Raw genomic sequence first — 21,738 nt, forward strand, 5'->3', positions numbered from 1 at the left:
TTGCGCGCGACCCTCGCCAAGTGACACCAGACATGCAGGCCAGCCTGCTGGCGGTAAAGTTCATTTGCGGGTGTTCACAGATCCCTGTAGGCGCCAGCCTGTTGGCGATGAAATTGATGCGGTGTTGCTGATGGCCCCTTCGCTAGCAAGCTAGCTCCTACAGGTTTTATGGGTGTTCATAGATCCCTGTAGGAGCCAGCCTGTTGGCGATGAAGTTAATGCGGTGTCGCTGATTGCCCCAGCGCTGCCACCACCCGCCGCTGCCGATAAATGAAATACAGCGCCGTCAACACGGTAAGCCCACTGACCAGCGCACCGGTCCAGGGCAGGTCGGCGAGGTCGGCGCCGCTGCCGACCACCAGGCCGCCGATCCAGGCGCCTGCCGCATTGCCCAGATTGAACGCGCTCTGGTTCAGGGTCGAGCCGAGGTTGGGCGCTTCGTGGGCCTGGTCGATGATCAGCAGTTGCAGGATCGGGCACAGGGCGAAGGCAAAAATGCCCCACAGCACCAGGGTGATCGCCGCTGGAATCACCGAGTGGCTGGTCTGGCTGAAGGCGGCCAGCACCAGCACCACGGCCAGGGCCATGCCCACCAGTGACGGCAGCAGTCGGCTGTCCGCCAGGCGCCCGCCGAGCATACTGCCGGCGGTCAGGCCGACGCCGAACAACAGCAGCATGATCGTCACGCCATGGGGGCTAACGCCGGTAATGTCCTGGAGGATCGGCGCGATGTAGGTGAAGACGCTGAACAGGCTGGTCGAGGCCAGCACGCTCATGCCCAGGGCCAGCAACACGTTGGCTTTGCCCAGCACCTTGAACTCACTGGCCAGGTTGGCCTTGTCCATGGCGATGTCCCGAGGCAGCCACCGCCATTGAGCGAGGGCGGCCAGCACGCCGATCACCGACACCGCCCAGAACGTCGAGCGCCAGCCGGCGTATTGGCCCAGCGCGGTCCCCAGCGGCACGCCGAGCACGTTGGCCAGGGTCAGGCCGGTGAACATCAGGGCAATCGCCTGGGCCCGTTTGTTCGGCGCCACCAGGCCGGCGGCCACCACCGAGCCAATGCCGAAAAAAGCCCCGTGACACAGCGCGGTGACCACGCGCGCGGCCATCAGAGTGACGTAGTTCGGCGCCAGGGCGCAGAGCATGTTGCCGAGGATGAACATCAGCGTCATCCCCAGCAAGGTGGCTTTGCGCGGCATCTTGGCGGTGCCCACGGCGAGGATCGGCGCGCCGAATACCACGCCCAGGGCATAGCCGGTGATCAGCAGGCCGGCCTGCGGAATACTCACTGCCAGGTCGCGGGCAACGTCGGGCAACAGGCCCATGATCACGAATTCAGTGGTGCCAATGCCGAAAGCGGCAACGGCCAATGCAAGCAAGGCGAGTGGCATGCGCAAGGTCTCTGTCGGTAGTCTTGACGCTTTGATCAGGCGAACGCATGCCGGTGTCCGAGTCTGGGCAGAGTCGGCAGCAGCAGGGATTTATTGGAATAAGTATGTGCGCACGTGAGTACGGCGTGTTCGCTTGCAGTATAAACAGCTCCAGACATATGACGAATCAATTCTCTTGAGCAAGGAGGCGCTGTGTTACCCACGGTTCTGGTTTTGGTCGCGGCGCTGTTGCACGCGGCCTGGAATACCCTGATCAAGTTCAGTGCCGAGCGATTGCTGGTGGTGGCGTGCATGGACAGCGTGGCGCTGTTGTTCGTCGCCTTGATGCTGCCGTTCGTGGCGCTGCCGCCGCTGGAGATCTGGCCGTGGATCCTCGCCTCGGCGGCCTTCGAGTTGCTCTATCGCTACCTGTTGATCCAGGCCTACCGGGTCGGTGACCTGGGCCTGGTCTACCCCTTGATGCGCGGCTTGTCGCCCTTGGTGGTGCTGGCTCTGACCCTGATTTTCGCCGGTGAAGTGCTGACCACCCAGCAGATCCTCGGCATCCTGCTGATCCCGTTCGGCATGCTGTGCCTGCTGTGGCAGGGTGGTGGCGGCGAGCGCCTGCCGTGGTCGATGTTGCCGGTGGTGGCGCTGATTGGCCTGTGCATCGGCTGCTACACCTTTATCGACGGCCAGGCGATTCGGCGCTGGTCCCATCCGCTGGATTACTTGGTCTGGGTCACCCTGCTCAGTGCCTGGCCCTTTCCGTTGCTGGCGCTGGTGCGCAAGCGCCCGGCGTTCATGCTGTTCTGGCGCGAACAGTGGCGGCTGGGGCTGGCGGTCGGGTTCTGTGTGTTGTTCAGCTACGCTCTGGTGCTGTGGGCGATGCAGTTGGGGTCGATTGCCGAAGCGGCGGCACTGCGTGAAATCAGCGTGATCCTGGTGGTGCTGTTCGGCATGCGCTACCTCAAAGAACCTTTTGGCACGCCACGGCTCTTAGCCTGTGGGCTGGTACTGATAGGCATGCTGGTCATGAAGTTCTAGACGAACTTCCCGATAACTCTGAACAAGGATTCTGCAATGACGGTTGCCCTGTGGTGCATTTTGATCGCGATCTTCCTGCCATACGTGTGCATCTATATCGCCAAGCTGGGCGGGCGCTTTCGCCTGGCGGATAACCACGACCCACGGGATTTCCTGGAAAACCTCGACGGTTTTGCCCGGCGTGCCTATGCGGCCCAGCTCAACAGTTTTGAAGTCACCCCGGCCTTTGCCGCAGCGGTCATCGTCGCCCATCTGGCGGGCAACGCCGAGCTGGTGACGATCAACGTGCTGGCGGTGTTGTTCATCACCAGTCGCCTGTTGTACATCATCTGCTACTTGGCGGACTGGGCGATCCTGCGCTCGCTGGTGTGGTTCGTCGGCATGGCACTGATCGCCAGCTTCTTCTTCGTATCGATGTGAAGTCCCTGCGGGAGCGCTCCGGCACTCCCGCAGGCCAGTCACCTCAAGGTTTGTCGGCCACCTGGGGCAATTGTGGCAGCGCCGCACCCTTGGGCCAGAGCATCCAGATCTGGCCTTGCTGTTTCATGTCGCCGGCCAGTTGCCCGGCGGCTTCGCCAGTGCCCCAGAACAGGTCGGCACGCACTTCGCCGGTGATTGCGCCGCCGGTGTCCTGGGCTGCTACCGGGCGCACCAGTGGGGTGCCGTCAGGACGCGTGGTCGAGAGCCACAGCAGGCTGCCCAGCGGAATCACCTTGCGATCGACGGCGACGCTATAGCCCGAGGTCAGTGGCACGTTCAGCGAACCACGTGGACCTTCGTTGCTGTCCGGGTTGCGGGTGAAGAACACATAGCTCGGGTTGCTGGCCAGTAACTCGGGAATGCGCGTCGGGTTGGCCTTGGCCCAGGCGCTGATGGCGCCCATGGTCACCTCTTCTTTCTTCAGCTCGCCCTGTTCCACCAGCCAGCGGCCGATGGGGCGGTAGGGGTGGCCGTTCTGGTCGGCATAGGCGATGCGCAACTGGCGACCGTCAGCCAGCTGGACCCGGCCGGAACCCTGGATCTGCAGGAATTGCAGGTCCATCGGGTCGGTCAGCCAGGCCACCACCGGTGCCTTCACGCCTTGGCTCTCGATGGTCGCGGAATCGTCGTACGGCTTGAGCACACGACCTTCCAGGCGACCGCGCAGGCGCTTGCCCTTGAGCTCTGGGTAGAGGCTGTCGAGGGCGACGATGATCATGTCTTCCGGCACCCCGTAGATCGGCACATGGGCGCTCGGGGTCTGGGTCAGGCTGCCCGGATAGACCGGCTCGTAGTAGCCGGTGATCAGGCCATTGGCGTTGCCGCCCGAGGAGCGCAGGCCGTAGACCTGCAAGTGTTCCTTGAGAAAGCTGCGCACCGCGCCCGGTTCCAGGGCGACGCTGGCTGCCGCAGCGCAGGTCTGGCCCCAGACCGGATCGTTCTTGAGTCGAGTGCAGGCGCTGCGCCATGAGCCGAAACCGGCCAGCAGGTCGCTGTCCGAGACCGCCGGCAAGGCGTCCCAGGTGGCGCTGGAGTAGGTGGCGATGGCGTGGGTTTGCGGCTTGGTGTTGTCGCCGCCGTTGCAACCGGCCAGCAGGGCGATCATCGGGACGGTCCAGGCCAGGGTCTTGCCCCAGGCCTTGAAGCGAGTGTTCATGCGGTACTTCCTGTGCTGGTTGGCGCAGCGCATTGGCGGCTGCGGCAACCCGTATTGTTGATAGGGCTATTGGTCTTTGCGGTTCAGGCGAGGATACTGGCCGCCGATTTCCGGACCTTGAGCCACCATGACGCTTAAACGAATTTCAGTTGTATTGCTGGCCTGCCTGGCCCTGACCGCCTGTGGCGGTGTCGATCCCAACTCGCCGTTGGGTCAGCGCAAGGCGATCTTCAAGCAAATGCTCAAGACCGGCGAAGACCTGGGCGGCATGCTGCGCGGGCGTGTCCCGTTCGACGGCGCGAAATTCGCCGAGGGCGCGGTCAAGCTCGATGCCTTGTCCCATGAGCCGTGGAAACATTTCCCGCAGGTCCGTGAAGAAGACAACAGCAGTGCCACCGCCGATGTCTGGGAGAAGCAGGCGCGCTTCCAGGAAATGGCCCGCACCCTCGAGGCGGCCACCGGTGAATTGGTGATCGCCAGCCAGGTTCAGCCCTACAAGGCCAGCAACCTGGGCCCTGCGGTGCAGAAAGTCGAAGATGCCTGCAGTGCCTGCCATAAACAGTTTCGGGATCATTGAGCCGTAGCCGGAGCCTCAAGTTGCAAGCCATAAGCCGCAAGTTGTGACCAGCTCCCGTAGGAGCTGGCTTGTCGGGCCGCCGCATCGTAGCGAAGAGGCCCTCAACCCCCCCCGCAAAACCCGCCCGTTACTTATCCAACTCATCCAGCGCCTGCTGCAATTCCTTGCGCGACTCGGCGAGCTTGTCCTTGCGCTTGTTGATCTTCTCCGGATCCCCTTTCTTCATCGCCTTGTCGAGATCAGCCTGGCGCTTGCTGACTTCATGCTTGGCGTCCAGCACCTTGTTCTCGCGCTCTTTCTTCAGCGACGCATCGGTGCAGTGCGCGGTGACTTCGCTCAGGGCTTTTTCCAGGCCGGCCTGCTGTTCGGCATTGCCGTGGGCCTTGGCCTGTTCGATCTGGGTGCTGATGGACTGGCGCTTGGCGGCGCAGCCGGTGAGTTCCGGGGCTTGCTCGGTGGCCATCGAGGGCGCGGCGAAGACGCTGCACAGGGTCAGCAGGGCGAGCGGTGCAAGAAATTTCATGGAGGCTCCGTGTTGAAAGGTGATGGAGTCGCGAACGTAAAGTCTGTTGGAACGCGGCAACGGGCGTTGGTTGCAATAGCGCCTGTTGCGCTCGCGGAAACCGTCAATGTTAGCAAGCTCCCGGGCATCGAGGGGCATTCAATCCGGTAACCATTTGCTGCCAGCGCTTCGGGCGAGCTATCCAGCGCCCATGAAAAAGCCCCGCAGGGCGAACCGTGCGGGGCTTTTGTGCAGCTGGGTTACAGGCCGGCGGCAGCGCGCAGGGCGTCGGCGCGGTCGGTCTTTTCCCAGGTGAAGGTGGTGAAGGTGTCTTCGCCCACGGTCTTGGTCGCCGGGGTACGGCCGAAGTGGCCATACGAAGCGGTTTCACGGTACATCGGGTGCAGCAGGTCGAGCATGGTGGTGATGGCGTAAGGACGCAGGTCGAACACTTCACGCACCAGTTGTACGATCTTGTCGTCGCTGATCTTGCCAGTGCCGAAGGTGTTCAGCGAGATCGACGTCGGCTGGGCGACACCGATCGCGTAGGAAACCTGAATCTCGCAACGCTCGGCCAGGCCGGCGGCGACGATGTTCTTCGCCACATAACGACCGGCGTAGGCGGCCGAACGGTCGACCTTCGATGGGTCCTTGCCGGAAAATGCGCCGCCACCGTGACGGGCCATGCCGCCGTAGCTGTCGACGATGATCTTGCGACCGGTCAGGCCGCAGTCGCCGACCGGGCCACCGATGATGAACTGGCCAGTCGGGTTGATGTGGAACTGGGTGTCCTTGGTCAGCAGCTCGGCTGGCAGGACGTGCTTGACGATCAGCTCCATCACGCCTTCGCGCAGGTCTTTGTACGACACGTCCGGGTTGTGCTGGGTCGACAGCACCACGGCGTCGATGCCAACCACCTTGCCGCCTTCGTAGCGGCAGGTGACCTGGGACTTGGCGTCCGGGCGCAACCACGGCAGCAGGCCGGATTTACGGGCTTCAGCCTGGCGCTGGACCAGTTGGTGCGAGTAGGTGATCGGCGCTGGCATCAGCACGTCGGTCTCGTTGCTGGCGTAGCCGAACATCAGGCCCTGGTCGCCGGCGCCCTGATCTTCAGGCTTGGCACGGTCGACACCCTGGTTGATGTCAGGGGACTGCTTGCCGATGATGTTCATCACGCCGCAGGTCGCGCCGTCGAAGCCGACGTCGGAGCTGGTGTAGCCGATGTCGGTGATCACATCACGGACGATCTGCTCGAGGTCGACCCAGGCCGTGGTGGTGACTTCGCCGGCGATGATCGCCACGCCCGTTTTCACCAGCGTCTCGCAGGCCACGCGGGCGAACTTGTCTTCAGCAATGATGGCGTCCAGCACCGCATCGGAAATCTGGTCGGCGATTTTATCCGGATGCCCTTCAGATACGGACTCGGAGGTGAAAAGGGAGTATTCGCTCATCTCGATGTTTTCCTGAAATTTACCGATGGTGAGTGTCGCCAGTCGGTCGCTGAAAGTGGCGGACCTGGATCTGGAAACCATTACGTAAGCCTACATAGAGGCTGTCCCCGGGAACGAGTCCCGCAGCGGTGGCCCAACGGGCCAGATCGTCCTGTTCAAAGCCCAACCAAAGATCACCGCAGGCCTCCCTGGCCCAACTTTGGTTGTGACTGCATAACTCTGTTACCAACAGGCTGCCGCCGGGTTGCAGCAGGCCAGCCAGGTGCTTGAGGGCGTCGGCTGGCGCGGCGAAATGGTGCAGGACCATGTTCAGCACCACGCAATCGGCCACCAGGCTGACGCCGTTCAGGGCATCGGCCAACTGCAGGTGGACATTGCCCAGTGCTTCGCGGGCACACACCTGGCGCGCCAGCTCGAGCATCGCCGGGCTGTTGTCGAGCGCGGTGACCTGGCTGAAGCGGCGCGCCAGCTCCGGCAGGAAGCTGCCGTCGCCGGGGCCGACTTCAATCGCCGTGGCGCCGTCGCCGAAGCTGAGTTTGTCGAGCAGTGCCAGCACGCTTTCGCGGTACTGCGCCAGGCCGGCGATCAAGTCCTGCTGGGCGCGAAACTTTTCCGCTACCCGTGAGAAAAAATCCTGGCTGGCGGCTGCCCGTTGGCCATGAACCTGTGTGATGCGCAGTTGCACATCGCCGGGCAGGGTCAGGCTGTCGACTTCTTCGAGCAGGGCGGCGTGCAGCTTGCCGCCCATCAGTTCGGTGCGGGGCAGGGCGCGGCGGTAGAAGATCGCATTGCCTTCGCGGCGCGTGGCCACCAGATCGGCCTGGGCCAGCACCTTGAGGTGGTGGCTCATGCCCGATTGGCCGGTGGCAAAAATCTGCGCCAGCTCCAGGACGCCAAACGAGTCGTTGGCCAGGGCGCGCAAAACATTCAGGCGCAGCGGATCGCCGCCGGCCTTGCACAGGGCCGCCAGCTCATCGCAATCGTCAGGGCGAATGGAGGACGCAGGTAGATTCATATGGCCGGCAGTCTAGACAGGCCGTCAAATCACCGCAAGTTCAATATCAAAAAGTTTTGATATTGCTCGATGGATGGCACTTCCTGGGCCCAACCCTACTCTACAAATCGAATGCGGAAAGGTTTCACCCGGTTGCGATGCATTTATCCACAGGAAAAACGTGCCTGATCGTCTATCGGTCATTGCCCCGAGGCTGTCCGCTGAGGGAAAATGCACGCCTTTTTTCCGTTTCATTTTATTCACTCTTGATTCTGAACCCCCAGGAGATCAGCGATGCCCAGCCGTCGTGAGCGTGCCAACGCCATTCGTGCCCTCAGCATGGATGCCGTGCAAAAAGCCAACAGCGGACATCCAGGTGCCCCCATGGGTATGGCGGATATCGCCGAAGTACTGTGGCGTGACTACCTCAAACACAACCCGAGCAATCCATCCTTCGCCGACCGCGACCGCTTCGTGCTGTCCAATGGTCACGGCTCGATGTTGATCTACTCGCTGCTGCACCTGACCGGCTACGACCTGTCGATCGAAGACCTCAAGCAGTTCCGTCAACTGCACAGCCGCACCCCTGGCCACCCGGAATTCGGCTACACCCCAGGCGTTGAAACCACCACCGGTCCACTGGGCCAGGGCCTGGCCAACGCCGTGGGTTTCGCCCTGGCGGAAAAAGTCCTGGCGGCGCAGTTCAACCGTCCATCGCACAACATCGTCGATCACCACACCTATGTGTTCCTGGGTGATGGCTGCATGATGGAAGGCATTTCCCACGAAGTCGCCTCCCTGGCCGGCACCCTGGGCCTGGGCAAGCTGATCGCATTCTACGATGACAACGGCATCTCCATCGACGGCGAAGTCGAAGGCTGGTTCACCGACGACACGCCGAAGCGTTTCGAGGCCTACAACTGGCAGGTGATCCGCAACGTCGACGGCCACGATCCGGAAGAGATCAAGACTGCCATCGAGACCGCCCGCAAGAGCGAGCAGCCGACCCTGATCTGCTGCAAGACCACCATCGGCTTCGGTTCGCCGAACAAGCAAGGCAAGGAAGATTGCCACGGCGCCCCACTGGGTGACGCGGAAATCGCCCTGACCCGTGCAGCGCTGAACTGGAACCACGGTCCTTTCGAAATCCCGGCCGACATCTATGCCGAGTGGGATGCCAAGGAAGCGGGCCGTGCGGTCGAAGCCGAGTGGGATCAGCGTTTCGCCGCCTACTCCGCTGCTTTCCCGACAGAAGCCAACGAGCTGGTGCGTCGCCTGAGCGGTGAGCTGCCGGCGGACTTCTCGGAAAAAGCCTCGGCCTACATCGCTGAAGTCGCCGCCAAGGGCGAAACCATCGCCAGCCGTAAAGCCAGCCAGAACGCCCTGAACGCGTTCGGCCCGCTGCTGCCGGAAGTGCTTGGCGGCTCGGCTGACCTGGCCGGTTCCAACCTGACCCTGTGGAAAGGTTGCAAGGGCGTCAGCGCAGAAGATGCCAGCGGCAACTACATGTACTACGGCGTGCGCGAGTTCGGCATGACCGCGATCATGAACGGCGTTGCCCTGCACGGCGGCCTGGTGCCTTACGGCGCGACTTTCCTGATGTTCATGGAATACGCCCGCAACGCGGTGCGCATGTCGGCGCTGATGAAGCAGCGTGTGATCCACGTCTACACCCACGACTCCATCGGTCTGGGCGAAGACGGTCCGACTCACCAGCCAATCGAGCAACTGGCCAGCCTGCGCTGCACGCCGAACCTGGACACCTGGCGTCCAGGTGACGCGGTCGAATCGGCCGTGGCCTGGAAGTACGCCCTGGAGCGCAAGGACGGTCCTTCGGCACTGATTTTCTCGCGTCAGAACCTGCAGCACCAAACCCGTGATGCCGGCCAGATTGCCGACATCAGCCGTGGTGGCTATGTGCTGAAAGACTGCGCGGGCGAGCCTGAGCTGATCCTGATCGCTACCGGTTCGGAAGTCGGCCTGGCGGTTCAGGCCTTCGACAAGCTGACCGAGCAGGGCCGCAAGGTGCGCGTGGTTTCCATGCCGTGCACCAGCGTGTTCGATGCCCAGGATGCCGGCTACAAGCAAGCGGTCCTGCCGCTGCAAGTGGGCGCGCGGATCGCCATCGAAGCCGCTCACGCGGACTACTGGTACAAGTACGTGGGCCTGGAAGGCCGCGTCATCGGCATGACCACCTACGGTGAGTCGGCGCCGGCGCCAGCGCTGTTCGAAGAGTTCGGCTTCACCCTGGAAAACATCCTGGGTCAGGCTGAAGAGCTGCTGGAAGACTGAAGCAAAGTGCGGTGGTTTCATGACCACCGCAACCCTCTGTAGGAGCTGGCTTGCCAGCGAAAGCGACCTTTCCGTCGACAGCAGTGTTGGATCGGATGTCCCATTCGCTGGCAAGCCAGCTCCTACAAAGGGGCTGTGCACACAAGATTTTCGCCTGGCTGCGCATTATCGAGAACCCCATGCCTCAACCGCGTCCTTACAAAGTTGCACTCAACGGCTACGGCCGGATTGGTCGTTGCGTCCTGCGTGCGTTGTTTGAGCGAGGCGAGAAGGCCGGGTTTGAAATTGTCGCGATCAACGATCTGGCCGACATGGCCAGTGTCGAATACCTGACACGCTTCGACTCCACCCACGGCCGGTTTCCCGGTGAGGTGAAGGTCGACGGCGATTGTCTGCATATCAATGGCGACTGCGTGAAGGTCCTGCGCAGTGCCACCCCCGAAGGCATCGATTGGGCGTCCCTGGGTGTCGATCTGGTGCTCGAATGTTCCGGTGCCTACAACACCCGTGCCGATGGCCAGCGTTTTCTCGACGCCGGCGCACCGCGGGTGTTGTTTTCCCAGCCGATGGCCAGCGAGGCGGATGTCGACGCCACCATCGTCTACGGCGTCAATCAGGACTGCCTGAGCGGCGACGAGCTGCTGGTGTCCAACGCCTCCTGCACCACCAACTGCGGCGTGCCGCTGTTGCGCCTGCTGGACCAGGCCCTTGGCCTGGACTACGTGTCGATCACCACGATCCACTCGGCGATGAACGACCAGCCGGTGATCGACGCCTATCACCACGAAGACCTGCGCCGCACCCGTTCGGCGTTCCAGTCGGTGATTCCGGTGTCCACTGGTCTGGCGCGTGGCATCGAGCGGCTGTTGCCGGAACTTGCCGGGCGAATCCAGGCCAAAGCGGTACGGGTGCCGACCGTCAACGTGTCGTGCCTGGACATCACCCTGCAAACCGTGACCGACACCGACGCCGATGAGGTCAACCGGATCCTGCGCGAGGCCGCCACCAGCGGCCCGCTCAAGGGGCTGTTGGCCTACACCGAGCTGCCCCATGCAAGCTGCGATTTCAACCATGACCCGCATTCGGCCATCGTCGATGCCAGTCAGACCCGTGTTTCCGGCCCCAGGCTGGTGAATGTACTGGCCTGGTTCGACAACGAGTGGGGTTTTGCCAACCGCATGCTGGACGTTGCCGAACACTATCTGCAAACCGCTATCAAACCTTCTGCCTCTCAAAACCCTGCTGTCTAAAACAGTGAACCCCCAGGAAGTGCGACCCATGACCGTGTTGAAGATGACCGACCTCGATCTGCAAGGTAAGCGCGTATTGATCCGCGAAGACCTCAACGTCCCAGTCAAGGACGGTGTAGTCACCAGCGATGCGCGTATCCTGGCTTCGCTGCCGACCATCAAGCTGGCCCTGGAAAAAGGTGCGGCCGTCATGGTCTGCTCGCACCTGGGCCGTCCGACCGAAGGCGAGTTCTCGGCCGAGAACAGCCTCAAGCCGGTGGCCGATTACCTGAGCAAGGCCCTGGGCCGCGAAGTGCCGCTGGTGGCCGACTACCTGGGCGGCGTTGACGTCAAGGCCGGCGACGTGGTGCTGTTCGAAAACGTGCGCTTCAACAAGGGCGAGAAAAAGAACGCCGACGAACTGGCCCAGCAATACGCCGCCCTGTGCGACGTGTTCGTGATGGACGCCTTCGGCACCGCCCACCGTGCCGAGGGCTCGACCCACGGCGTGGCCAAGTTCGCCAAGGTTGCCGCCGCTGGCCCATTGCTGGCCGCCGAACTGGACGCACTGGGCAAGGCGCTGGGTGCCCCGGCCCAGCCAATGGCCGCCATCGTTGCCGGTTCCAAGGTCTCGACCAAGCTCGACGTGCTCAACAGCCTGAGCCAGATCTGCGATCAACTGATCGTCGGCGGCGGCATTGCCAACACCTTCCTCGCCGCAGCCGGTCACCCGGTCGGTAAATCGCTGTACGAGCCGGACCTGCTGGACACCGCCCGCGCCATCGCCGCCAAGGTCAGCGTACCGTTGCCAGTGGACGTGGTCGTGGCCAAGGAATTTGCCGAAAGCGCCGCCGCCACCGTCAAACTGATTGCCGACGTGGCCGCCGACGACATGATCCTCGACATCGGCCCACAGACTGCTGCGCACTTCGCCGAGCTGCTGAAATCGTCGCAAACCATCCTGTGGAACGGCCCGGTGGGCGTGTTCGAATTCGATCAGTTCGGCAACGGCACCAAAGTGCTGGCCCAGGCCATCGCCGACAGCTCGGCGTTCTCCATTGCCGGTGGTGGCGACACCCTGGCGGCCATCGATAAATATGGCGTTGCCGAGCAAATCTCCTACATTTCTACCGGTGGCGGCGCATTCCTCGAATTCGTCGAAGGCAAGGTGCTGCCAGCCGTTGAAGTCCTGGAAAGCCGGGCCAAGGCGTAAGGCCGCCCGTTGACCAGGCAAAGGAGTGTTCACATGGTCAAGACGTTAGCGACGTTGATTGCCGCTGCGGTACTGGCCGGTTGCGGGAGCAGTCCCAAGGCCGCCAAGGACCCGGAAACCGGCGCGCCGGAAAAAGGCTGCTACCAGGCCGACTGGCAGGCGGAAACCAATCCGGTGCTCAACAAGCGTTCCGGGCCCGAGGGCCTGGATAAATACGAGACGCACACGCCGGCCAGGGAACAGGGATGTCCCTGACCGGTCTGACTGACTAACGCCAGTGCCGGCGGCCGTTGCCGCCAGCCGAGGAAAATGGATGAAAGGCTTGATCGCCGTGGCCTCCCTGGCAGTGCTTGCCGGATGTGCTGGTTGGAACCCGTTGGCGTCAGCCCCTGCCGCGTCCGATAACTGGACCGATTGGGTGTGTGACAGCCAGGCCGTCGTGCACTGGCGCTTCGCCGATGCCGCGCAGGAAACAGTGGATGTGCGTCTTGCCGATGATCAGGTGCATCGCCTGAAACTCGAGCCCGCTGGCAGTGGATCGCTGTACAGCGACGACCAGTTGGCGTTTCACCTCAAGGGTGACGAAGGCCTGGTGTACTGGGTCGCCACCAATGATTTGATCGGCCGTGGCTGCAAGGCCAAGTAACACCCTGATTCGCAGGCCGGGGTTTGACCCCCGATCTGCAATAACTTGAATAGCAGCCGCCGCTACGGCAGGCTTGCACGATTAACGACCCTAAACCGGGAGAGACACTCACAATGGCACTTATCAGCATGCGCCAGATGCTGGACCACGCAGCCGAATTCGGCTACGGCGTTCCAGCTTTCAACGTCAACAACCTTGAGCAGATGCGCGCCATCATGGAAGCCGCTGACAAGACTGACTCCCCGGTGATCGTCCAGGCTTCGGCCGGCGCTCGCAAATACGCTGGCGCGCCATTCCTGCGTCACCTGATTCTGGCGGCCATCGAAGAATTCCCGCACATCCCGGTGTGCATGCACCAGGACCACGGCACCAGCCCTGACGTCTGCCAGCGCTCGATCCAACTGGGCTTCAGCTCGGTAATGATGGACGGCTCCCTCGGTGAAGACGGCAAGACCCCGACCGACTACGACTACAACGTCCGCGTGACCCAGCAAACCGTGGCCCTGGCGCACGCGTGCGGTGTATCGGTAGAAGGCGAGCTGGGCTGCCTGGGTTCGCTGGAAACCGGCATGGCCGGTGAAGAAGACGGCATCGGCGCCGAAGGCGTGCTGGATCACAGCCAGATGCTGACTGATCCGGAAGAAGCCGCTGACTTCGTCAAGCGCACCCAGGTCGATGCCCTGGCGATTGCCATCGGCACCAGCCACGGCGCCTACAAGTTCACCAAGCCACCTACCGGTGACGTGCTGGCCATCGACCGCATCAAGGAAATCCACAAGCGCATTCCGAACACTCACCTGGTGATGCACGGTTCGTCTTCGGTTCCGCAAGAGTGGCTGGCGATCATCAACCAGTACGGCGGCGACATCAAAGAGACCTACGGCGTACCGGTTGAAGAAATCGTCGAAGGCATCAAGCACGGCGTGCGCAAGGTCAACATCGACACCGACCTGCGCCTGGCGTCCACCGGTGCGATGCGTCGCCTGATGGCCACCAACCCGAGCGAGTTCGACCCGCGCAAATTCTTCGGCGCCACCGTCACCGCCATGCGCGACGTGTGCATCGCCCGCTACGAAGCCTTCGGCACCGCCGGCAACGCTTCGAAGATCAAGCCGATCTCCCTGGAAGCGATGTACCAGCGTTACCTGAAAGGTGAGTTGAACGCGAAGGTCAACTAAGCCGACGGCCTGAATTAAAAATGCCCCGACTTGTCGGGGTATTTTTTTGTCTGGAATATTTAGCTCTGCTCTAACGAACGATCGGCGCGGAGAAATCACGGGTGGCTATTATTTGGTTATTAACGCTAATCCGTAATTTCAACTGGTTATGAATTACTGTCAGATCTGATAGGTGTGTCCTTGCCTGGGAAAGTTTACGCTTTCGACTCACTTACTTTTTGTTGGATGTGAGAAATGAAAGATAAATATCCAGCCGCCAATGCGTTTGGCGATCTTAATGTTGTGTACAAATACGGAGAGCTTGATCCCGCTCCTCTGAATTTGAAAGAGTATGGCCATTTGGCTGCGGATAATGAGTTCTTTTACGTCAGGCCGGGGCGGAAGGAAATTAATGGGCACCGTTATTATATGGTGATCAAAGCTCCCGTTAATCTTCAGGTTGGGGTAGAGCACACATTCGTCAAGGATAACCCGAGCTTGAGGGCGCAGTTGGAATACGATGGTGAAGTGGCTGGTTTATTTGCTGAAGGGACGATTCACTTGACCAAAGGTTGGCCGGAATTTACTGGGGTGTTCAAACTGAAAGAAGGTGCTTTTCAAGCGGAAGGAGATTTTGAATTCAAGGAAGTTAAGAAAAAGTAAATAATGATTGTGTCGATAACAAATTTTTTAGTGTTTGAAAACATCCTGTGGGAGCGAGCCTGCTCGCGATGACGCTGATGCGGTGTGGCTGATGGCTCAATCGTCGGAACGTCGCTCGGGGCAAGCCCGCTCCCACAGGGCTTGCTCCGACTACTTGACCTTACTTATCCACCAACACCTTCGGATTGGAATTGCCCCACACCGTATACAAGTCCGCCAGCAGCGCGCCGTTGATCTCTTCGACTTCCGCCTGGGCGATCTCGGCCTTGCCCTGTTTGCCGAACAACACCACCTCATCGCCGCTTTTCACGCTGGGTACGTCGGTGACGTCGACCATCAGGGTGTTCATCGATACCTTGCCCACCACCGGCACGCGGTGGCCGTTGATCAGCACCATGCCTTTGTTGGTGAAGGCGCGGCGGTAGCCGTCGGAGTAGCCGACGGTGATGTTGGCCAGTTTCGAGTCGCGCGCCAGGGTGAAGGTGCGGTCGTAGCCGACGGTGTTGCCCTTGGGGTAGCTGTTGACCGAAGCGACATGGGATTTGAACTGCATGACCCGGGTGTATTCGGTGTGCGAGGGCACGGTGTCGCCGAACAGCGCGCCGCCGGGACGGACCATGTCCAGGTGCGACTCGGGCACTTCCAGGGTGGCGAAGGAGTTGGCCGCGTGCAGGGTGATTTTGCTGCGGTCAAGTTGCGCGACCTTGATCAGCCAGTCGGCCTGCTGGTTGAACGCCTTGAGACCGGCGCGGACATCCGCAGCGTCCTCGACCGCGAAGTGGGTCATGATCGCCCGCACTTCGAGGTTTGGCACCTTGGTGATCGCCACGGCGTCGCGGCGGCCTTGGGCGGTGGTCATTTCCACGCCATTACGGCTCATGCCGCTGGAGTTCAGGCCAATGTGCACCACCAGTGGCCGGCCGTGGTTTTCCGCGATCAGGCTGGCGCGAACGGCGAAGTCGAGGTTGCCCACCAGTTCTTCGACGTTGTACGGCAGCGCCGCTTCCAGTTCGCTGAGGGCGGCGGTGCGCACACGGATCAACTGGCCCTTGAAGCCGCTTTCGCGCACCACGCGGATTTCTTCGTTGCTGGCCACGCCGACGCAGGGCACGCCCATGGCGATCACCGAGGGCATCAGCAGGCCAATGCCGTGGCCGTAGGCGTCGGCCTTGAGTACCGCGCAGATTTTCGACTTGCCGGCCAGCGTGACCTGCAGGGCGCGAATGTTGTTTTCAAAAGCCTGTTTGTTGATTTCCACCCAGGCGTTGCTGTCCTGGGTGCTGACCTGCGCCACGCCGTCGGTCATCGACAGCGGCGGGGCGGCGAAGGCTGGATTGTGCAGCAGCGCCATGCCCAGAGAGAGTGCGAGAAGGGTGCGAGTGAAGGGCATCGGTGTGTCTCCATGACGTTCTTGTAGGGGGGGCGTTTAAATAACGCGGCGCAATACTCAAATTGTCCTACAAGAATGTCGAGCCCCTCGGCGCGGATCTGTCTGAAAGCGTCGTGGTCCTGCATCTGCGAGGGGTTATTTGTCGTGATCGATGTCCAGTTTGCTGAAGCTCACCTGGGCCCCTTCGCTGGTCGGGCCGGCGTTGTCCTGCACATAGACCCCGGCCTTGAAGTACAGCGGCTTGTCGCGCCAGGTGGCGCTGATCTTCGAGTCCCACTGCGAGCCGGCGGCGCTGATGCCGAGGGCGCCACCGGGGCTCAGGTGGATCAGGTAGGAAAAGTCCTGGTCGAGCTTGACCCCGCTGGCGATGGTGATCACCCGGCCCTCGGCGTCATCCGGCCGGGTGCGGACCTTGGCGACGATGTTGCCGGTCGCGGTTTTGCTTTTGTATTGATACTCGAGTTTCACCAACGGCTTCTGACTGTCGTAGGCGTGGATCTGGCCAATCACCACCTTGCCCGAACTGGGCACCTTGCTCACCTTCAGCGTTGCTCGCAGCGAGTTGTCGGCCTCGGGATACAGCCAGTTGCGCAGGGTGCCGTTGCTGTAGGTTTCACGCAGTTCGGTACGCGGGTAAATGGCATTTTCGGTGCGCGTACCGGTGACCGGCGCCCAGAAAAACAGGGTGCCGCTGCTGGAATGGAAGTACTGGTTCTTGAAGCCGCTGACCAGCTTGGGCGTGTCGATGGTGGCGGGAGGGCTGCCAACGGGAACGCTGAGGTTCCAGGTTGCGAGATCGATCATCGTCAGGTGTCCACAAGTGCTGCCGGTTGATGCGTGCCAATGCCTTGGCGTACGCATGAAAGGGCGGCCTTTATAAACGTGAGCGCAACCATTGTTAACGGTTTTTTGACGCCGACTAAATGGCGACGTGCCACACCGACCGGTTTACGGGGCCTGCAAAGACAGACCGTTAGTCGGGAGCCTGGTGCTTTGTTCAATGGCGGCTGTCTGATTTCTACTGATTTGCATAAACCGGGTCTAGAGTGAAGCCACAGCCTGGGGTCGACTTTTTCCGTAACCCGCCAGATGCCCCGTTAAAGAGAAGCAGCATGGAATGCGCGCACCCGATGCCAGTTGATGGCCGCTCAGTTCTTTTGATCGTCGATGATTACCCGGAAAACCTGATCAGCATGCGCGCGTTGCTACAGCGCCAGGACTGGCTGGTGATGACCGCTGCCTCGGGCTTCGAAGCCCTGGGCCTGCTGCTTGAGCATGAAGTCGACCTGGTCCTGCTGGATGTACAGATGCCCGGCATGGATGGCTTCGAAGTGGCGCGGCTGATGCGCGGCAGCCGGCGGACCCGACTGACACCGATCATTTTCCTCACCGCCAATGAGCAATCCACCGAAGCCGTGCTCAAGGGCTATGCCAGTGGCGCGGTGGATTACCTGTTCAAGCCGTTCGATCCGCAGATCCTCAAGCCCAAGGTCCAGGCCTTGCTCGATCACCAGCGCAATCGGCGTGCCCTGCAACGCCTGAGCCATGACCTCGAAGTCGCGCGCGCCTTCAACGCCTCGGTGCTGGAGAACGCTGCCGAGGGCATTCTGGTGGTCGCCGAGGATGGCGTGATTCGCTACGCCAACCCAGCCATTTCCCGCCTGCTCGACGCCCCGATCGAGACCCTGCAAGGCGCCGGCTTCGTCGATTTCCTGCACACCCCGACCATCGCTCAGTGGCTCGACTCGGACCTCTGCGCCGACCTGCGCCGGGGTCAGACCTGGCGCGCCCATGACGCGATCCTGCGCACTGCAACCGGCCAGCAGGTGCCCGCGGCGCTGTCCTGTGCGCCGCTGCCGCTGGAGCAGGGGGCCATGGTGGTGACGGTGCTCGACATGTCAGCCGTGTGCGAGTTGCATCAACAGCTGGAGCTGCAAGCCGTCAGCGATCCCTTGACCGGGCTGCTCAATCGTCGTGGTTTTTATCAGGCGGCAGAGAACCTGCTGCTGCGCGGCGAACGGGCGGGTAGTACCTGGGTGCTGATGTACCTCGATCTGGACAGCTTCAAGCGGGTCAACGATTGCCTGGGCCATGACGCCGGCGATCGGGTGCTGCGCCGAGTCGCCGAGCAGCTCAAGGCGTGCCTACGGCCTTTCGACATACTGGCGCGGATCGGGGGCGACGAATTCACTGCCTTGCTCGACCTGGAGTTTCCCGAACAAGCGGCGAAGATCGCCGAAATGCTGATCGAGCGGGTGTCGGTGTGCCAACAGATCGAGGGCATGGACGTCACACAGGGCGCGAACATCGGCATCGCCACCGTTCCCGATTGCGGCAATGACCTCGATGGCATGCTGCGGGCCGCCGACATCGCCATGTACGAGGCCAAGCGCGCCGGGCGCCAGCAGTACCGGTTCTACGATCACGACATGAATGGCCGCGCGCGCACGCGCCTGATGCTCGAAGAGAGCGTGCGCTCGGCGATCGAAAGCAAAGACTTCAAGCTGGTGTTCCAGCCTCAGGTATCCATCGCCGACGGTCGCGTGCGCGGCTTCGAGGCCCTGCTGCGCTGGCAGCATCCGAGTGTCGGCGATGTCCCGCCCGGGCTGTTCCTGCCGTTGCTGGAGGAGGCGCGCCTGATCAGTCGCCTGGGCAGTTGGATCTACCGCAGCGCAGCGCAGCAGCGCAAGGACTGGGAGCCGCTGTTTCGCGAGGACATGGTGCTGGCCGTCAGTCTGAGCAGCACCCAGTTCGCCATGCCCAACCTGGTCGCCGAGTTGCGCCAGGTGCTGGAGCGCTGTCAGTTGCAGCCCGCTCAGCTTGAGCTGGAGATCACCGAGCAGGCGCTGATTCACAATCTCGATGAGTCGCGACGTCAGGTCGGCCTGTTGCGCAAGCTCGGGGTGCGGGTGGCGCTCGATGATTTTGGCTCGGGGCCGTGCTCGCTGGCCCATCTGCGCGACATCCCGTTCGACACCCTGAAGCTGGACCGCCACCTGCTGGCGCGGGTCGTCGATTCACCGCGCGACGCCGCGCTGGTGCGCAGTGTCATTGAACTGTGCCGGCAGTTCGGTGTGCTGGTGATCGCCGAAGGCCTGGATAGTCCAGCGCAGTATCGATGGCTGGTGGAAAACGGTTGCCCTTTCGGACAGGGCTCGCTGGTGGCGCGGCCGCTGATGGCCGAGGACGTCGGCGACTTTGTGCAGCCGTTCGAGTGGGGCGCGCTGGGCACCTGAATTCGCTACACTGGCGGCCTGTCGTCACTCTGATCGTTGCTCCATGACCGCGCTCAAATACCTCCAGGCCTATCCCGCCACCTTGCAAGATCAGGTCCGCCAGTTGATCGAACAGGATCGGCTGGGCGACTACCTGAACCAACGCTACCCGGACAAACACGCAGTGCAGAGCGACAAGGCGCTGTACAGCTATGCCCTGGACATCAAGCAGGAATACCTGCGCAACGCGCCCGCCATCGACAAGGTGCTGTTCGACAACCGGCTCGACCTGACCCATCGCGCACTCGGCCTGCACACCACGATTTCCCGGGTGCAGGGCGGCAAGCTCAAGGCGAAGAAGGAAATCCGCATCGCCTCGCTGTTCAAGGACGCCGCGCCGCAGTTCCTGCAGATGATCGTGGTCCACGAGCTGGCGCACTTCAAAGAGTCCGACCACAACAAAGCCTTCTACAAGCTGTGCGAGCACATGCTGCCCGGCTATCAGCAACTGGAGTTCGATCTGCGGGTCTACCTGACCTGGCGCGACCTGCAGTAATTCACACGGAGAGTCTGGATGGACGTCAGCAAGACCAAGAGCAGTTTTTATCGGCGGCTGTACGTGGCCTACCTGATCGACAGCGGGCTGGCCAGCAGCGTGCCGGCGCTGACCGAGCTGACCGGCATGCCGCGACGCACCGCCCAGGACACCATTGCCGCCCTGGCCGACCTGGACGTGGTCTGCGAGTTCGAACAGGAAGACGGCGCCCGCAACCACGCCGGGCGCTATCGGATTCTCAGCTGGGGTGCCATCGATCCGCGCTGGATCGAACAGCATCTGCGGCAGATCAAGGCGGTCCTGGGTTATCCCTGAACCGTCCTCGAGGATGTTCAGCCCTTGCGCATGCCGATGTGCGGAATGTCGTCTTCCAGGTATTCCTCGCCCACCACGACAAAGCCGTAGCGGCCGTAGTAACCCTGCAGATGGGCCTGGGCCGAAAGGTAGATCGGTGTTTCGGGCCAGTGCTTCTCGGCCTGTTTCAGCGCCTGCTGCATCAGGTCGTGGCCCAGACCCTTGCCCCGCACTTCTGGCGCAATGACGACACGGCCGATCACCACATCGCCGCCTTGTGAGGAGGGGTCGAGCAGGCGCAGGTACGCCATCAGCCGATCATCCTGCCAGGCCATCAGGTGGCAGGTGTCCCCCTCGAGGTCGCGGCCATCGACTTCCTGATAGGCGCACTTCTGTTCCACCACGAACACCTCGGTGCGCAGCTGCAAAATGGCGTAAAGCTGCTCTTTGCCCAGGTCCTCATGGTGCTTGCAGATCCATTCGATGCTCATCGTTCTATCCTTTAAAAAGCCTGGTCAGATACTAAGCGTCTGCCGCCGGTATGTCTTGCCTGCGTGAAAATCTGCGACATAGTCCAAAATGCCATCATTGATTTAGTGCGCCTTCGTCATCTTTGTGTAATCTGCTTCAGGGCCCTTGCTCCTCGTTGCGAGACAAGGGCACACACATCGCCGCCCGGCGGCCTACGATCATCGAGTTCGGCTGAAAACGTGTTGGGTTGGCGCCCACTAAGGATTTTTTGGCATGCCGCGATTGCATCGAATCATTGCGTTGATGGGGTTGCTGTGGCTGAGCCAGGACGTGGAGGCTCAGAAGCTGCGACTGGTGGCCGATGCCTGGCCGCCGTTCACCGACGCCACGCTGGTCAACGGCGGGCTGGCCACCGATATCGTCAGCACCGCACTGGCGCGCGCCGGCTATGCCAGTGATTTCCAGCAAGTACCCTGGGCCCGGGCAATGCTGGGGCTGGGCGAGGGTCGCTACGACGTCCTGGTGAACGCCTGGTACAACGAAGAACGCACCCATGTCGGGCAATTTTCTGCCGAATACCTGCTCAATCGCGTCCGCTTCATCAAGCGCAAGGATGCACCCATCGAATACAACGACCTGCAGCAACTGCACACCTATCCGATAGCGGTAGTGCGCGGCTATGCCTATTCGCCGGAGTTCGATGGTGATGCCGCGCTGCAGAAAGTCCCGGTGCACAATTTCGCCATGGCGGTGCGCATGGTGGCGGCGGACCGGGTGAAGTTGACCCTGGAAGACGAGTATGTGGCGCGTTATTACCTGGCGCGCGAGTCACCCAAGGTGCGCAATGCCGTGGAGTTTGTGCCGCGGCCCTTGAGCGAAAACAGCCTGCATATATTGGTCAGCCTGAAGAACCCGGATCACGAGAAGATCGTGGCCGGGTTCGATCGGGAAATTGCCGGGATGAAGGCGGACGGCAGTTATGAGCGGCTGCTGAGGCAGCACGGGATGTGAGCAGCGACAAGTTTTCAGCTA

Annotated in this window: 23 protein-coding genes; 14 read left to right on the plus strand and 9 right to left on the minus strand. The window is 61.8% G+C overall.

Annotated features, from left to right (window positions below; translation table 11 throughout):
• Positions 1–215 precede the first annotated feature (215 nt).
• Positions 216–1,394 (minus strand): MFS transporter, encoded by a 1,179-nt coding sequence (locus tag ACZYR5_RS06635; RefSeq protein WP_489088642.1) that lies wholly within the window; start codon positions 1,392–1,394, stop codon positions 216–218.
• Positions 1,395–1,586: 192 nt separating this feature from the next.
• Here ACZYR5_RS06635 and ACZYR5_RS06640 point away from each other — a divergent pair, with 192 nt between their 5' ends.
• Both ACZYR5_RS06640 and ACZYR5_RS06645 read left to right on the plus strand, forming a co-directional pair.
• Positions 1,587–2,420, plus strand: a complete 834-nt coding sequence (locus ACZYR5_RS06640; RefSeq protein ID WP_489088641.1) for an EamA family transporter — start codon at positions 1,587–1,589, stop codon at positions 2,418–2,420.
• A 36-nt stretch (positions 2,421–2,456) separates the two neighbouring features.
• Positions 2,457–2,840 (plus strand): MAPEG family protein, encoded by a 384-nt coding sequence (locus ACZYR5_RS06645; protein ID WP_027617044.1) that lies wholly within the window; start codon positions 2,457–2,459, stop codon positions 2,838–2,840.
• Positions 2,841–2,883: 43 nt separating this feature from the next.
• On the opposite strand, the gene mltA is transcribed toward ACZYR5_RS06645, so the two are convergent.
• Positions 2,884–4,056, minus strand: coding sequence for a murein transglycosylase A (mltA, locus tag ACZYR5_RS06650; protein WP_489088640.1), 1,173 nt, complete (start codon positions 4,054–4,056; stop codon positions 2,884–2,886).
• A 127-nt stretch (positions 4,057–4,183) separates the two neighbouring features.
• Here mltA and ACZYR5_RS06655 point away from each other — a divergent pair, with 127 nt between their 5' ends.
• A complete protein-coding gene (locus ACZYR5_RS06655) occupies positions 4,184–4,633 on the plus strand; it encodes a c-type cytochrome (protein ID WP_489088639.1) in 450 nt (149 codons plus the stop codon).
• Between the two features lie 127 nt (positions 4,634–4,760).
• Here ACZYR5_RS06655 and ACZYR5_RS06660 read toward each other — a convergent pair whose 3' ends face one another.
• The 4 genes from ACZYR5_RS06660 to ACZYR5_RS06675 form a co-directional block, all read right to left on the minus strand.
• Positions 4,761–5,156: a DUF1090 domain-containing protein gene (locus tag ACZYR5_RS06660; RefSeq protein WP_489088638.1), complete on the minus strand. Its 396-nt coding sequence runs from the start codon at positions 5,154–5,156 to the stop codon at positions 4,761–4,763.
• Between the two features lie 239 nt (positions 5,157–5,395).
• Positions 5,396–6,586, minus strand: a complete 1,191-nt coding sequence (metK, locus tag ACZYR5_RS06665) for a methionine adenosyltransferase (protein WP_489088637.1) — start codon at positions 6,584–6,586, stop codon at positions 5,396–5,398.
• A 19-nt stretch (positions 6,587–6,605) separates the two neighbouring features.
• Entirely contained in the window at positions 6,606–7,601 is a 996-nt protein-coding gene (locus tag ACZYR5_RS06670) for an ArsR/SmtB family transcription factor (RefSeq protein ID WP_489088636.1), read from the minus strand.
• 24 nt (positions 7,602–7,625) lie between these two features.
• Positions 7,626–7,835: a hypothetical protein gene (locus ACZYR5_RS06675; protein ID WP_489088635.1), complete on the minus strand. Its 210-nt coding sequence runs from the start codon at positions 7,833–7,835 to the stop codon at positions 7,626–7,628.
• 39 nt (positions 7,836–7,874) lie between these two features.
• On the opposite strand from ACZYR5_RS06675, the gene tkt reads away from it, so the two are divergent.
• The 7 genes from tkt to ACZYR5_RS06710 all read left to right on the plus strand — a co-directional run bounded on the left by tkt (position 7,875) and on the right by ACZYR5_RS06710 (position 14,780).
• Positions 7,875–9,872: a transketolase gene (tkt, locus tag ACZYR5_RS06680; protein WP_489088634.1), complete on the plus strand. Its 1,998-nt coding sequence runs from the start codon at positions 7,875–7,877 to the stop codon at positions 9,870–9,872.
• Between the two features lie 179 nt (positions 9,873–10,051).
• Positions 10,052–11,122, plus strand: coding sequence for an erythrose-4-phosphate dehydrogenase (epd, locus tag ACZYR5_RS06685; RefSeq protein ID WP_256830788.1), 1,071 nt, complete (start codon positions 10,052–10,054; stop codon positions 11,120–11,122).
• A 28-nt stretch (positions 11,123–11,150) separates the two neighbouring features.
• Positions 11,151–12,314: a phosphoglycerate kinase gene (locus tag ACZYR5_RS06690; protein ID WP_489088633.1), complete on the plus strand. Its 1,164-nt coding sequence runs from the start codon at positions 11,151–11,153 to the stop codon at positions 12,312–12,314.
• A 33-nt stretch (positions 12,315–12,347) separates the two neighbouring features.
• Positions 12,348–12,569: a hypothetical protein gene (locus tag ACZYR5_RS06695; protein ID WP_489088632.1), complete on the plus strand. Its 222-nt coding sequence runs from the start codon at positions 12,348–12,350 to the stop codon at positions 12,567–12,569.
• A 58-nt stretch (positions 12,570–12,627) separates the two neighbouring features.
• On the plus strand, positions 12,628–12,960 hold the full coding sequence (locus ACZYR5_RS06700) for an MliC family protein (protein ID WP_256830785.1): 333 nt from the start codon (positions 12,628–12,630) through the stop codon (positions 12,958–12,960).
• 113 nt (positions 12,961–13,073) lie between these two features.
• Positions 13,074–14,138, plus strand: a complete 1,065-nt coding sequence (gene fba / locus ACZYR5_RS06705; RefSeq protein ID WP_027617054.1) for a class II fructose-bisphosphate aldolase — start codon at positions 13,074–13,076, stop codon at positions 14,136–14,138.
• A gap of 234 nt (positions 14,139–14,372) precedes the next feature.
• On the plus strand, positions 14,373–14,780 hold the full coding sequence (locus ACZYR5_RS06710; protein ID WP_489088631.1) for a hypothetical protein: 408 nt from the start codon (positions 14,373–14,375) through the stop codon (positions 14,778–14,780).
• Positions 14,781–14,940: 160 nt separating this feature from the next.
• Here the strand turns inward: ACZYR5_RS06710 and alr are convergent, their stop codons facing one another.
• Both alr and ACZYR5_RS06720 read right to left on the minus strand, forming a co-directional pair.
• Entirely contained in the window at positions 14,941–16,170 is a 1,230-nt protein-coding gene (gene alr / locus ACZYR5_RS06715; RefSeq protein ID WP_489088630.1) for an alanine racemase, read from the minus strand.
• 135 nt (positions 16,171–16,305) lie between these two features.
• Entirely contained in the window at positions 16,306–16,974 is a 669-nt protein-coding gene (locus ACZYR5_RS06720; protein ID WP_489088629.1) for a polysaccharide lyase family 7 protein, read from the minus strand.
• A gap of 308 nt (positions 16,975–17,282) precedes the next feature.
• Between ACZYR5_RS06720 and ACZYR5_RS06725 the strand changes: the two genes are divergently transcribed.
• From ACZYR5_RS06725 to ACZYR5_RS06735, 3 genes are read left to right on the plus strand one after another with little or no spacing between them, the layout of a single operon-like run.
• Positions 17,283–19,406, plus strand: a complete 2,124-nt coding sequence (locus tag ACZYR5_RS06725; RefSeq protein WP_489088628.1) for a putative bifunctional diguanylate cyclase/phosphodiesterase — start codon at positions 17,283–17,285, stop codon at positions 19,404–19,406.
• 43 nt (positions 19,407–19,449) lie between these two features.
• Positions 19,450–19,941, plus strand: a complete 492-nt coding sequence (locus ACZYR5_RS06730; RefSeq protein WP_489088627.1) for a M48 metallopeptidase family protein — start codon at positions 19,450–19,452, stop codon at positions 19,939–19,941.
• Positions 19,942–19,959: 18 nt separating this feature from the next.
• Positions 19,960–20,256 carry a winged helix-turn-helix domain-containing protein gene (locus tag ACZYR5_RS06735; protein WP_093417994.1) on the plus strand — a complete coding sequence of 99 codons (297 nt, stop codon included), beginning with the start codon at positions 19,960–19,962 and terminating at the stop codon, positions 20,254–20,256.
• Positions 20,257–20,273: 17 nt separating this feature from the next.
• Here the strand turns inward: ACZYR5_RS06735 and ACZYR5_RS06740 are convergent, their stop codons facing one another.
• Complete coding sequence (locus ACZYR5_RS06740; RefSeq protein ID WP_489088626.1) at positions 20,274–20,726, minus strand: GNAT family N-acetyltransferase; 453 nt, start codon at positions 20,724–20,726, stop codon at positions 20,274–20,276.
• Between the two features lie 253 nt (positions 20,727–20,979).
• On the opposite strand from ACZYR5_RS06740, the gene ACZYR5_RS06745 reads away from it, so the two are divergent.
• A complete protein-coding gene (locus ACZYR5_RS06745; RefSeq protein WP_489088625.1) occupies positions 20,980–21,717 on the plus strand; it encodes a substrate-binding periplasmic protein in 738 nt (245 codons plus the stop codon).
• Positions 21,718–21,738: the final 21 nt, after the last annotated feature.

The sequence above is a fragment of the Pseudomonas sp. F007 genome, from assembly GCF_057814275.1.